Raw genomic sequence first — 13,648 nt, forward strand, 5'->3', positions numbered from 1 at the left:
GTACAAAATAGAGAAAGTGCATGATTTCTAAACCCAAAAATCCGAAAAAAGAGCCCAAGAAAAAAAACCTCGTCATCATCGATGAAACACCGGAGTGTCGACGTGCCGTTGCGTTCGCCGCACAACATGCCCAAAACACCAAGAGAACTTTGGTCTTGCTTTGTGTTGTTGATAGTGCAGAATTTCAACATTTTCTGGGTGTAAACAATGTTATGCGTACAGAATCAACGCAAAGTGCTCATAAAATATTAGGAGACATTGCCAGTGATGTCCGCACCTCCCATGCCCTTGAAACAGAAATAGTAGTGCGTGAAGGAAAAAAAATTGATGAAATTTCTAAACTGGTCGACGAAGATAAAAGAATTGCACTGATTGTTTTAGCCGCCAGCGGACATGCAGAAGGACCAGGCCCCCTTATCCAACTAATCGGGAATAGAGGAACGGCTTTTTCAATCCCTGTCATTGTCATTCCTAGCAATCTTGCTGATGAAGATATTAAGTCTATTGCCTAAAAAATATAATATTTTAAAATGGTATGATCTTATCCAATTCTTCATGATAAAAGGAGAGTTTATGTTTATTCAAACTGAAACCACCCCAAATCCTGCGACACTTAAATTTCTCCCAGGGCGGGTGGTTCTCTCTGAAGGCGTCTTAGAATTTCGTGACCGTGAAGAAGCAGCTAAAAACTCACCTTTGGCAGCCAAACTGTTTAATATTCCCAATGTCAATGGTGTCTTTTTAGGCTATGACTTCATCACCGTCAGCAAAAAAGAAGGGGAATGGCAACATCTCAAACCCGTCATTTTAGGCACAATTATGGAACATTTTTTGTCCAATGAGCCTGTTATCACCACCAACGCGACAACACAAGCAAAAGCCCATGCCCTTAATGAAGAATTTTATGACGAAAAAGACGCTGATATTGTTTTAACCATTAAAGAGCTGCTTGAAACGCGTATACGCCCAGCCGTTGCCAATGATGGGGGTGATATTACTTTTCGTGGGTTTGAAAATGGGATTGTTTATCTCAATATGCGGGGCGCCTGCGCTGGATGTCCCTCTTCAACGGCAACGCTCAAACATGGGATTGAAAATCTTTTACGTCATTTTATCCCTGAAGTTTTAGGCGTTGAAGCCATGCCACAATAAATATTGACACTTCAATAGATAAAACCACCACACAGATTATCTTTCTTCACCAACGCTCTAAACATGGGGTGCAAAAATCTTACACCATTTTATCCTACATCATTTTAGATGCAAGCCATGCTGACCATAAAAAATACAATACGGCTTCAAAAAAATCCTAGAAAATGAGAAATTTTCCTTTTACTTAACCCATAGGTCTTTAAATGGTTTTTGCTCTCTTTAAAGGCATCATTTCCACTAACCCATCACATACATACAAGAATAACGCACCGGCAGAGCGTACTTTAAATTTATTCTGTCTTATAACCTTGTCATGCAATTTTATCCCTCCAAAATAAGGAATCCATTATAGTAAAAAGAAAAGAATATAAGACAGAGCACAAACTTGTCCCCTTGCATCCCATCATTTTTAGTATTTTCGACGATAAAATTCCGTAAATTTCTTCTTGTAACAACCAATCAACAAAGACCATACTTTCACACCTTTCGTGGGAATCCTAACAGTCTTCTCATTTCAATTGTCTTTATGGCATCAACCAAAATCATTCGCAAACACATTACAAACTGGAAGATAACAAAAACGATTTTTAAAATACCTCTTATGAATATTTTTTAATAGAAAAACGCAACATAAAAGCAAATATCAGTCCTGTTGCAACGATGAAAACTAACAAAATATGTAAGAGCATGATGGTTTGCCCTTTTAAATGATAGTGCTCAACAACGCTTTCCCTATACCATGCATAAGTCTCATTGCAAAATAGGTTTAAACATCTTAAGAAAGATATTTTTTTTAAGATCATAGCAGCTTTTCCTCTTCTTGAAATCAAGAATTCCACCTCTATCCCCTTTACTCTTATTTCCATAACTGAAGACGCAAAAGTGATCAAAACCTGTAAAAAAATCAATCAAAGCCAAGTTCTATGAGGGCTGTTTTGGAAATGATCTGATAATAAAACACGGAATTCTTCAATTCAGCCATGGTAAATTTCTCACTTTACGGCATTATTCTTCTCATAAAGCGCGTTCTTTTACTGTTTTCTTAATCAATAAACATCCAATCCCTATCACCAACAGACATATCTGAAAGGAAAGACAGCTATTTCTCTCACAAGATATAATTTTTGTATCCCCATAAGGGCAGAGATATTGTGTCTATCGAATGAGCATCATCTATGAAATAAGAAAAGAACGATTGGAAAAGAACTCTATTGAAGCAGAATATGAAAACAGAAAACCAACGAAAAGCAAAAACAATAGCAAGAGAGTAACTGCCTAAACTTTTTTAACAAATTCCGACTTTAACCCCATCTGTCCAATCCCAGGAATTTTGCAATCAATATTATGATCCCCATCCACCAAGCGAATATTCTTGACCTTCGTTCCTCCTTTTAAAACAGAGGAAGCACCTTTTACCTTCAGATCTTTTATCACCATAACGGTATCTCCGTTAGTCAAAATCTGACCATTGGCATCATAAACAATCTCAGAAAGAACAGTATCATCATCCTTTTGGGGCCATTCATGTGCGCATTCAGGACACACAAAATTTTCACCCTCTTCATAACTATAAAGGCAATCACAACGAGGACACTTGGGATATTGGGTCATAAATTTCCCCTTTATTTAAGAAAAACCATTCATGACGATGGGTCATAAAGCAAGAAGAGCTTATTGTCCATTATTTTAGAAAAACATGTTCTTTTATTTCCTCTTGATCTGCCACCTGTGTTCATAAATGCAATCATCCCCTACAATCGATGCGTTTATAACATTGTACAATACCCCTCATAGATCATAAAATCCTCTTATATTGAATCAATCAAAACCTTTCGAATGTGATCAATCATCATATCTTTGCAAAAAACATTCCCATGATCTCATGTGATAATATCAGGGCGCTCTCGTCCCAATTCTTGTTGTATGTTTAACAGTTTTAGGGCCACCTGTTGCAAAGGTTGAAGAACGTGTTGAGGATTTAAATTGTGTCTGCGCGGATCTCCTTCATACTGTTCAAAATAAAGCCGTAAGGTCGCACCACACGTCCCTGTTCCCGATAAACGAACTACCAATCGTGCACCATTCTCGAAAAAAATACGGATCCCTTGCCGCGTGCTCACGCTCTGATCAACAGGATCATGATAGGTAAAATCGTCTGCTTTTTTGATCAAAAATCCCAAAAATTCTGTTCCAGCTTGTGGTAAATGTGCCCGCAAGTGTTCGAGTAAGGCCAAAGCTTTGCCTTCTTCAACTTCTTCATAATCATGACGCAGTGCATAAAAGCGCCCATAGATGCGCCAATGCTGTTGAACAATTTGTGCAACCGTTTTTCCTGTTACCGCTAAAAGATTTAACCAAAATAAGACAGCCCATAAACCATCTTTTTCGCGGATATGATGAGAGCCAGTTCCAAAGCTTTCTTCACCACAAAAGGTTACTTTCCCAGCATCCAAAAGCGTTCCAAAAAACTTCCATCCCGTTGGCGTTTCAAAAAAGTTTAATCCGCGTTTTTCAGCAACCAAATCTGCAGCAGGCGTTGTTGGCATAGAGCGCGCAACCCCCACAATGCCTTGGCGATACCCTTTAATAAGATTGGCATATTCTACCATAATTGCCAAGGAATCAGAAGGTGAGACATATTGCTGACGTCCAATAATGAGGTTACGATCACCATCACCATCAGACGCAGCGCCAAGATCTGGACCTTTCTCTGACATCAATAAATCATAAAGAGGCTTAGCATACACCAAATTGGGATCTGGGTGACCGCCTCCAAAATCTGGTAACGGAAGACCATTGACCACTGTCCCTTTAGAAAATCCTAAGCATTTTTCAAAAATTTCATGGGCATAAGGTCCAGTTACCGCATGCATAGCATCAAAGCGTAAAGTCAAACCTCGTTCTACAGCCTTAGCAATGCAATCAAAATCAAAAATTTCCTGCATCAAAGCAACATAATCGGCAACAGGATCAATAATCTCGATCTGCATCTCTCCCATAAAGGTTATCCCTTGACGCTCTAAATCAACATCTGGCGCTTCAAGAATTTTATAAAAGGAAAGACGTTGCGATGTTGCAAAAATAGCCTCACATAAAGAATTAGGCGCAGGTCCCCCATTGGCAATATTGTATTTTATCCCACAATCTCCATCTGTCCCCCCAGGATTATGGCTTGCAGAAAGAATAAGTCCACCATGCGCATGGTATTTACGAATAAGATGCGAAACAGCAGGTGTGGAAAGGATACCGCCCCTCCCCATTTTAACACGAGAGACACCATGCGCCGCTGCCATCTTCAACACAATCTGAAGGAGAGTCCGATTAAAGGTGCGTCCATCGCCCCCAAGAATCAACAGCTTTCCGTCAAGAGGTCCAATATTATCAAAAAGAGACTGTATAAAATTTTCCACATAATGGGGTTGTTGAAAAACAGACACCTTTTTGCGTAACCCAGATGTTCCCGGTTTTTGTCCCTCAAAAGCCGTGGTCAAAACTGTCTTTATGGTCATGGTAATACCTTCATATTCTTTCCTTTAATTTTAAGATGAAGAGTGTTTAAAGTCGACCATTAATTCCACTTGACGGAACAATGAAATATTTGCACACTTGTGAGGAGTCAGGATTTTTTAAGAAGCCTTTTTCTTTAAAACACTCTTTCCCATATGCTTTTAAAGATGAAGGCTATTTTAAAACACAATTTTCGTAAATAAAGACAGGAGCATCCTTATGATGAAAAAAACAGTTCCCAATGTCACATTTCATACACGTGTCCGCGATGAATCAGTGAGTGGAGATAATCCTTATCGGTGGCAAGAAGTTAACAGTGATGCTTACTTTAAAGGAAAGCGCGTTATTCTTTTTTCTCTTCCTGGCGCTTTTACCCCCACATGCTCAACCTTTCAACTGCCTGATTTTGAAAAACTCTATGATGAATTTAAACAAGCTGGTATTGATGAAATTTATTGTCTTTCCGTCAATGATGCTTTTGTCATGAATGCTTGGGGAAAAGCACAAAATATCAAAAATGTGAAATTAATTCCAGATGGTTCTGGTGAATTCACACGCAAAATGGGTATGCTGGTTGCAAAAGACAATGTTGGTTTTGGCATGCGATCATGGCGCTATGCTGCTGTGATTCATGATGGTGAGATTGAACAATGGTTTGAAGAAGCAGGATTTTCAGACAATTGTGCAACCGATCCTTATGAAGTTTCTTCACCACAAAATGTTTTAAAAGCTTTAAAAAGCTAATCCCAATCCAAATTCCTCTATTTAAATTTTACGGCACAAATTTCTTTAGAAAAGGGAATTTGTGTCGTTTGTATTTTTTTAAAAAACATCTCTTCCTGATAACATTTTGATTGATAATGATCCTTTAAGCATTATTCAACTTGGATTAGATCCTGAAATATCGTCATATTTTCCATTTCAAACCTGTTTAACTTGCATCAATCAAAATCACTGAGCTGCACGCGTGCAAGCAGGACTGGCGTATCAATAAAACGATTAAAAGGCGTAAACATGCCTCTTATTAAACGCTTTCGAATGCCAAGAGAATTGATCATCGAGGTTTTATAAAAACATCAAGAAGAAAAATACAGATCAATGATTTGTTTGAAGAGGCGCACGCGTCAAATTGATCTCATGATCAAGAGAATAAAAGAGGGCATAAAAACGACCCTGCCTCCATAAGCCCCCATAACTGTTGGTAAAGAGGATAAAACAAAACAGACCCCGCAAACATTCCACTCCACACACCATCAAGGTTGGTTTTCTCATGGCTATTGATTCTAAACTTTTATTTTTCTCTAAGAGAGAAAGGATTAAAGCAGGCGTTTATTGGGATATTCTACCGCAAAGTGTGCTTTCATTTCTTCTTCTATTTCTTCCTCTTCATCGAGCTCTAAATCTTCATCACATTCAGGCAGACCAAAAATATCGGGATTAATGAAATAACAGTCTTCCTTTGTCCCCTTCGCGACAATCTTATTCTCTTCTAATTCCTTAAGACCTTCTTTAAAACTTTTAAAATTAAGATATTCTGGCTCTTGAATTGAAAAATCACAAGCCAAAAACTCCTCCAGACTATCATGATCCAACATTATCTGATCAAACCATAAATCCACATCATCCCCCTCATCGAGCATTTTTCCTACTTGCCACAACATCATAAAAAAAGCTTTCATTCCATTAAATGACAATCCAAAAATCATACGCCGACACGACGAGGCGCCTGAAAAAGCAATTTGTGGAAGATTTTCAAATCCAAAACCTGAAGGAGGAAGCTTAAATGATTTTCCAATATCTTCGGGTTTTTTCAAAATGAAGGGATTTCTTTCATATAACACGGTAAAATCATATCGGGCCATTTTGATTTCTCCATTAAAAAAATCTTTATGAAAAATAAATTATTTCAAAGAGTTATCAATGTAACATCTTACAATGAACCCTCATATTCTCTCTTTAAAAATTGTCTGATTTAAGTTATTTGTTGTTTTTGGAACGAAAAAATCTTCTAAAATAAAACGCTTAAAGATCTCTTTTATCTCTCAGGGATGTGAAATTTTAGACTGTGATGAAGAAACCGTCAGAAAATAGGGCACCAACCCATGAAAATTTAAACAAGTGGTCTATAATTCTAAAAACGATTGGATTTTGCATGATAAATTATTGATTTTTTTAAAGAGGGTCGAGGTAAAAATCTCAAACGCTTCAGTCACCCCCTATTTTACCTCACGAAGATGTTCTCACCACACCTTAAAAAGATCTCTTTTTCTGCCTTCAAAACATTCATTTTATCATGAATACAAAAGCACCTTTTAAAAAGATTTTCTTTTTATGCTGTACGACCTTTAAAAAATAAGACATTGATTTATAATGATAAATAACTTTTTTGCATATTGAATGCAAGAACCTAATATGGTAAGATTTTCTTATTTCAAACCTGTTTATCTTGCATCAATTAAAACTATTGGCTTGCACGTCACAAGCGGAGCTGGCGTATGAGTAAAAATTGTACAATAAAAATGCCTTTTCTTGAATCGTCGAGAAATGCCAAGGGGTGGTCCGCAACACCCTGGGGCTGGAAAAGTATGAGATGGTGCCGATTTACTCCTTCACAAGCGTAAAGATGGGGATGTTCAATAGATTTTATATGATTTGGACTTTATCGTTATAGTACTCATGGACGGCACCGTGAAATTGAAGAAGAAATATTCAAGCTCTTTCCCGCCATTTCTTTCAAAAAAACCATTAGCGTTTTTGGGCTTCCAAAATATCTTGTACTGTTTGCACCAATTGCTCTTCATCCACCATCACTTGTGCAGGACGGCTTTCACGCCATGTTTGATTATCCTTAATTTCATGAGACAAACGCGCCCCTTCAATCAAATCTTTGATCTGTATTTTTCCACTCTCACGTTCTTGTGTCCCTTGGATCACCACACAAGGAGCTTTTCGCCGATCAGCATATTTCATCTGTGCTTTAATTCCCGATGCCCCCAAATAGAGTTCTGCACAAATTCCCGCATTTCGCAATTTCATGACCATTTTTTGATAGCGTGCAACAGCTTCTGGCTCTTTATCCATCATCAACACCACAACAGGTCCACGCGTATTTTTTGCTGGTAATTTTTCAAGATTTTGCAAAGCAGCGATCAAACGTGAAACCCCTATTGAAAAGCCTGTTGCCGGAATATTTTCCCCACGAAAACGCGCAACCAGCCCATCATAACGCCCCCCCCCCCAACAGAGCCAAAGACAACTTTTTGCCCGTCATCATTGAGGACATCAAAAAGCAATGCCGCCTCAAAAACAGGTCCCGTATAATATTCCAATCCACGCACCACCGAAGGATCAATTTTAATGCGATTGTGATACCCATTGGCGGCAAAAATTGTTTGCATTTCCTCGAGCTCGCGAACCCCTTCAAGACCTTGCGCACTCTGAGCAACGATTTTTCTGAGATCATCAAGCGTTTCTTCTGCCGTTTTTGCTTCTATCGTGAGTAAGGAAAGAATACATTCAATCTCTTTATCTCGAAGCTCAGCCCCTTTTGTAAAATCACCACTTTCATCTAAACGTCCCTTGCCTAAAAGCAAACGCACGCCTTCAGGACCAAATTTATCCAGTTTATCCATGGCTCGAAGAACAGTTAAGCGCCGATCAAGCTGCTCCTTTTCTCCTAAACCAATCACCTGCAAAACACTTTCCAAAATTTTTCGATTATTCAAACGAATAGCATAATCATGGCGTGCAATGCCTAATTTTTCCAAACTATCGGCTGCCATCATGCAAATTTCCGCATCTGCTGCAACGGTTGGTGTTCCAACGATATCTGCATCAAATTGCATAAATTGTCGAAACCGCCCTGGACCAGGCTTTTCATTGCGAAAAACAAACCCCAACCGATAACTGCGATAGGGTTTTGCTAACGTTTCAAAGTTTTCAGCAAAATGACGAGCAAGAGGAGCCGTTAGATCATAGCGTAAAGACATCCATTGTTCATCATCATCTTGAAGCGAAAAAACCCCTGCATTGGGACGATCGGAATCCGGTAAGAATTTCCCCAACACATCCGTATATTCAAAAACGGGTGTTTCAAGCGCTTCAAAACCGTAAAGTTCATAAACTTCACGAATTTTCGCAATCATGGTTTCGGTTGCATACAATTGTGCACTTGTACGATCCACAAAACCACGGGGTAAACGGGCTTTGGTTTTTTCTTGTTTTAATGACATGTTATTCTCTAGCAACAATATGTGTTTACGGATAACCATTATCCCATAGAAACAAACGCTGCAATGACTTTATCGCCCTTAAAACTTTTAACAACATGTTAGAGGTTTTCTATTGTCTACGGTTCTGTAGAACTTTAAAAATCTCTACCCTTGAAAACCGTTAAAAGATCAAAGCGAAACAAGCGCATTATTGCCATAAGATGTTTCTAGATACTTTCATAAATCTTTATGAAAAGAAGTACTCTATATTCATATAAAACCAACCCAATGAAAGGCGTTAGAAAAAACACCGGATTATTTACAAATGATTTTTTTTTTAAAAATCAGTGTGCGTGAAAAATCCTCATCTTTTAAGATCAGAAGGAAATAGAGAAAAGAGAGCGCCATACATCATATCTTCTGATCAGAAATTAATTTTAAAATAGCTTTTTGTTTGACAGAGGTCAGAACTCTAAAACTTTTTAAAAGCAAATATTCTTCTCTATTTGAGGCAATCTCATCATGATGGTATGGGGTGTTTTCTTTTGTGACGATATCCGTATAAAAAAAGGAAACCGGAACATTTAGGAGATCGGAAATTTCCTTTAAACGTCCTGCACTTACACGGTTGAAGCCTTTTTCATATTTCTGGATTTGTTGAAAACTTACCCCTAAAGCGTCTCCTCATGTTTTTTGAGACATTCTCAACATTTTTCGCCTAAAGCGAATTTTTTTGCCAACAAAAAGATCAATATTAAGGTTCTGAGCTTGCATTTGCCCCCCACCTAGTGCGAGCGCCCTCGCATTGGTATTCCAGGAGCTTGAAAAAACTGAATCCGAGTCAGCATTTTGCTTTTAGTGCGTAAGACACACCTGGACAGTACAAAATCTCCCGGAATTCCGGGACACCCACAAAGTGGGGTTATTTTCACGCTAAGGTTTAGGGTTTTCAAAGCCCACTTGGTCGCCGCGTATACGACCAAAAACATTTTTCAATGTGTAAAGTAATTTCAAGATTTTTACAATAAAAATAGTTTTTCAGGAGATCGCAGAATTTCTTTTTCATGAGAAGTTATCGTCTTTTCAAATTCTTGAACACACACACATCAAAATCATATCCTCAAGCCCCTGCGTTTTATGAAAAAATCTCACCTTAATTCTTCACCTAGACAGCATCCTTAACCAATAAAACAGCTTTTATTTTATTCTTCACACGAGCTCTGAGCGAATGATTCTTCTGCTCTCCCATAAAAACATCGTCATTGAAAGAAGAGAGCCCCCATACGTAATCAGAAAGTGAAATCTTTTTGATCAGGAAGAGCCTTCCCCCTTAGAGCAAGAGCCCAAAAATTTAAGAGAGAAGCGTATTTTTAGATTGTTCAGCAAAGTTATGAATGGCATTTTTTAAATCAACAGGATTTCGGCCAACCTCTGTAATCGACCTTGAAATTGAAGGAATAATATTCTGCCATAGCCTTTGAGGAAATTGCTGGGTTAATTGTGTTATAGTTCCCCCTTGCGCCCCAATTCCTGGAACAAGAAACAAGCTATTTTCTAGCTGTTCAATTGTCTCTTTTGCTTCATTGCCTAATGTTGCGCCAATCACGGCTCCGATAGGACCAATATGGCGATATTGATTTGAAGATTGGCTATTATAGTCATAAATATGCTGCGCCAAATGGACCGAAACCGTTTGATCCCCAATGCGAGCATTCCGAATTTGTCTTCCCTCTGGGTTCGACGATTGAACAACCATAAAAACCGCTGTTTTTGTTTCTTCTGCAATCTTTATCAAAGGAATAAGAGCATCAAACCCTAAAAAAGGATTGACTGTTATAGCATCGGCTTTGAAGGGACTATTGAAACCAAGCCAAGCTTGTCCATAAGCTTCAGCAGTAGAGCCAATATCTCCTCTTTTTGTATCAACGAGAACCAACAAACCTTGTTTTTGTGCATTTTCAATGAGTTCTTTCAAAACTTGGAGACCTTCCACCCCATATAACTCAAAAAATGCCGCTTGCGGCTTTATGATCCCCACCTTCCCCACAACCGCTGTTAAGAGGATATCACAAAAATCTTTTAGACCTTTATCATCGCAGCTCAAATTCCATGCTTGCAAAACTTTATGACTCGGATCAAACCCAACACAAAGGGGGCCATATTTTTCACTGTTTTTAAAAAAAACTGAACAAAACATTTGATATCCTAACACGGTCTCTCTTTAAACTTTTTGATACAATCAAAAAGAAAAGCATTTGTCAAAAGAATACACGCCTCCCCTTTAAGAAAGCACTCTCATATTGCTCTTATAGACAAAGTCTGCGTTCGTTTATGAAAGATATTCCCATTTACAAGGCTTATCGCACGTTGATCGATCAAGACACTTTTATCAATCAGGACGTTATCATGAGATGAAAGATTCAAACTTTATGACAGAATACGAACAAAAAAACACTTCATATTATTTCGTTCGATGCCCTCGTACCCCTCCCATTTTATCTTTTTCACGCCCCTTTTCTAGGCTCAACCAAAATTCCCGATAAATGCGCTTTAAACAAAAGCTTCAAAAAAAACGCACCATCATGATGTTTTCAATCTTAACTTTAGATCTCTCCGATTCACCTTGTAGCAGCTAAATTATCCAAAATGGGCTATAAACTTTGGAACATAATTGGCAAAAAGACATTGTATCTCCAGCATATTCAAGGAGATACAACATGGAAACCCGCATTCCTGAAAAAACACCTTTCGATACGAATTTTCTAGAAGAAACATCTCTAGAGACAAAATATTCATTTTTTCATACACCTATTTCATGGTCCGCCATTTTTGCTGGACTGGTTACAGCTCTTGCTGTTTCAATCTGTCTGTCTTTCCTCATAGCCGCTTTAGGTTTAAGCCAAATGGACTTTACCTCGTCCTCCCCTTTTAGAGGTTCTTTCCTCTCGATGGGTATTGGCTCCCTCATCGTTATGGTGATCAGTCTTGCAAGTGGAGGCTTTGTTGCTGGGCGTTTTGCTGAAATCTCTGGCGCTCTTCACGGTTTCTTAACCTGGGCTCTCATCACACTGCTGATGACATTCCAAGCCATCCACGTGATTTCACATACAGCAAACTTAAGCGCTAAAGCAGTTGGAAAAAGCACTTCTATGATAGAACAAACCGTCGACAACCTTCCCTCTCTACTTGCAAAATTAAACAGCGAAAATTTTGAAAAGTTTTTTGCAGAAAACCGTGACAATGGGATTAATTTTGATAAACTGGGTAATGAGTTGCGTACGCTTCTCAAAAAAAGTGATATTCTAGCTCTCAATCCTGAACGCTTGAAACAAACCTATCAGGCTGCGCTCAACGATATTGGTTCTGCAATCACCGCTTTTAAAAATGATCCTTCGCATTATCGCACCACTCTGAAAAATCTAGGAAATACCCTTTCTAATCGCCTAGAAACGCTGACAGAAAAATTTGATCAAAGCGGTATCATCAAAGCGCTGATGAACAATGGCATGTCGCGTACAGAGGCACAAACGACAGCCACCCGCGCCGTTCAACTCTATCAAGGGGCAGAGGAAAAAACAGAACAAACCCTCAAAGCTCTAGAAAAACAAGCCGATACCTTGTCTCAAAAGCTTGATGCACGAGCCAAAGATGCTCTTCACATAGCTGACAAAGCCACGACAAAAGCATCACACATGGGATGGTGGGGCTTCTTAGGGAGTCTGATAGGTGCCATCATTTCCAGTATTTGTGGCTATTATGGTTACAGAAGCCGTAAGGATATTTTCAAGCTTTAAAACTTCTCATCTTTAAACAAAGGTAAAAAAAGCTGTATAGATTTGTACAGCTTTTTCATCCTTACTATACGTTTTTGAGTTAAGCATTTTTACGGATTAACAGCTCCCTTGATTAGATTTTTTTAAAAAAGGATAGGAAGAAGGTTTTAGAGACATGTTTTATGGCGTTTTTTTTAAAAACCTGTTGTATAGAGGCTTTAGCGTTTTTGGCAATTTCCATGGGATTAAGCACGCATTTAAATGCGTAATAAACCCATAAGCACGCTACAAGCGACCTCCCATCTATAGCACACGAAGCCTTCTCTGCGCGCGCTACCGTAATGGGGAAAATCACACCGCACGCACAAAATCAATAAACAAAACACCCCCACATTCCACCCTTGCAATGATCATCGGCGCAAGCAAAGCTCCCCCACATAGTGAAAGAACTGGAGGTTAATGTAAACGATTTCAATGTTAGTTTCATTTCAGCGCAGGCAAAAAGCTTTCCTCACGGAGGGAGGGTGGGAAGAGAGCCGATAGATAATGCACAGGTGTTGCCGCAAGAAGGAAGCCTATTGTGCACAGAATAGAGATGTGCGTTCTGGAAATAGCCAAGGGAAGAGATATCATACAAGAGAGCATATAGCCTATTTTTCAAGTGGCTTTTCGAGAGCGAAGTATCGATTGAGTTTCTGGCAAAGCTTTTATGCGCAGAATGACATATCTCTAGGCTCCTACCTTCTAGCCTTAGCGAGAAAGCTGTTTAGTGGCATTTCCCCTCTATTACGGTCCATTATGTTCTTTTACGCGGGAAGATTTCCGTCGCCCCCAGCCCCTCAACATAACTTTACCTGTGTTTTTTCTCCGATATGAGAAAGGTTGCAAGTGTTATTGATTTCAGCTCTTTAATGCTTTGGGAAGTGTGTCATTTTTTGACGTTTTTAGCTTTTGAAAGCGCAATATGTTTATTTATACTTTTATTTATACTGGGGGTATTTTTCT

At 38.8% G+C, this 13,648-nt stretch carries 9 protein-coding genes and 2 pseudogenes; 4 read left to right on the forward strand and 7 right to left on the reverse strand.

The annotated features are described in order from the left end of the window. Positions 1 to 20: 20 nt before the first annotated feature. Both NNJ73_RS01065 and NNJ73_RS01070 read left to right on the forward strand, forming a co-directional pair. Positions 21 to 512, forward strand: a complete 492-nt coding sequence (locus tag NNJ73_RS01065) for a universal stress protein (protein WP_254474615.1) — start codon at positions 21 to 23, stop codon at positions 510 to 512. A gap of 61 nt (positions 513 to 573) precedes the next feature. Beyond that, complete coding sequence (locus NNJ73_RS01070; protein WP_254474617.1) at positions 574 to 1,152, forward strand: NifU family protein; 579 nt, start codon at positions 574 to 576, stop codon at positions 1,150 to 1,152. A 599-nt stretch (positions 1,153 to 1,751) separates the two neighbouring features. Here NNJ73_RS01070 and NNJ73_RS01075 read toward each other — a convergent pair. The 3 genes from NNJ73_RS01075 to NNJ73_RS01085 all read right to left on the reverse strand — a co-directional run bounded on the left by NNJ73_RS01075 (position 1,752) and on the right by NNJ73_RS01085 (position 4,661). After that, positions 1,752 to 1,991: a hypothetical protein gene (locus NNJ73_RS01075; protein ID WP_254492327.1), complete on the reverse strand. Its 240-nt coding sequence runs from the start codon at positions 1,989 to 1,991 to the stop codon at positions 1,752 to 1,754. Between the two features lie 436 nt (positions 1,992 to 2,427). Further along, the gene (locus tag NNJ73_RS01080) at positions 2,428 to 2,763 is read right to left on the reverse strand and encodes a zinc ribbon domain-containing protein YjdM (protein ID WP_254492328.1); all 336 of its coding nucleotides are present in this window, start codon (positions 2,761 to 2,763) and stop codon (positions 2,428 to 2,430) included. Positions 2,764 to 3,032: 269 nt separating this feature from the next. After that, complete coding sequence (locus NNJ73_RS01085; RefSeq protein WP_254492329.1) at positions 3,033 to 4,661, reverse strand: alpha-D-glucose phosphate-specific phosphoglucomutase; 1,629 nt, start codon at positions 4,659 to 4,661, stop codon at positions 3,033 to 3,035. A gap of 217 nt (positions 4,662 to 4,878) precedes the next feature. Here NNJ73_RS01085 and NNJ73_RS01090 point away from each other — a divergent pair, with 217 nt between their 5' ends. Next, positions 4,879 to 5,403 carry a peroxiredoxin gene (locus NNJ73_RS01090; RefSeq protein WP_254492330.1) on the forward strand — a complete coding sequence of 175 codons (525 nt, stop codon included), beginning with the start codon at positions 4,879 to 4,881 and terminating at the stop codon, positions 5,401 to 5,403. Between the two features lie 572 nt (positions 5,404 to 5,975). On the opposite strand, the gene NNJ73_RS01095 is transcribed toward NNJ73_RS01090, so the two are convergent. From NNJ73_RS01095 to pyrF, 4 genes and pseudogenes are all read right to left on the reverse strand, one after another. Continuing rightward, entirely contained in the window at positions 5,976 to 6,521 is a 546-nt protein-coding gene (locus tag NNJ73_RS01095) for a replication protein (protein ID WP_254492331.1), read from the reverse strand. Positions 6,522 to 7,404: 883 nt separating this feature from the next. Beyond that, a pseudogene (gene hisS, locus NNJ73_RS01100) lies at positions 7,405 to 8,891 on the reverse strand (histidine--tRNA ligase). 390 nt (positions 8,892 to 9,281) lie between these two features. Next, positions 9,282 to 9,644, reverse strand: a pseudogene (locus NNJ73_RS01105) (helix-turn-helix domain-containing protein). A gap of 577 nt (positions 9,645 to 10,221) precedes the next feature. Beyond that, positions 10,222 to 11,067 carry an orotidine-5'-phosphate decarboxylase gene (gene pyrF / locus NNJ73_RS01110; RefSeq protein WP_254492332.1) on the reverse strand — a complete coding sequence of 282 codons (846 nt, stop codon included), beginning with the start codon at positions 11,065 to 11,067 and terminating at the stop codon, positions 10,222 to 10,224. A gap of 520 nt (positions 11,068 to 11,587) precedes the next feature. Between pyrF and NNJ73_RS01115 the strand changes: the two genes are divergently transcribed. Continuing rightward, positions 11,588 to 12,664, forward strand: coding sequence for a TIGR04086 family membrane protein (locus NNJ73_RS01115; protein ID WP_254492333.1), 1,077 nt, complete (start codon positions 11,588 to 11,590; stop codon positions 12,662 to 12,664). Positions 12,665 to 13,648: the final 984 nt, after the last annotated feature.

The sequence above is a fragment of the Bartonella sp. B1099 genome, assembly GCF_944801835.1.
Classification (GTDB): domain Bacteria; phylum Pseudomonadota; class Alphaproteobacteria; order Rhizobiales; family Rhizobiaceae; genus Bartonella.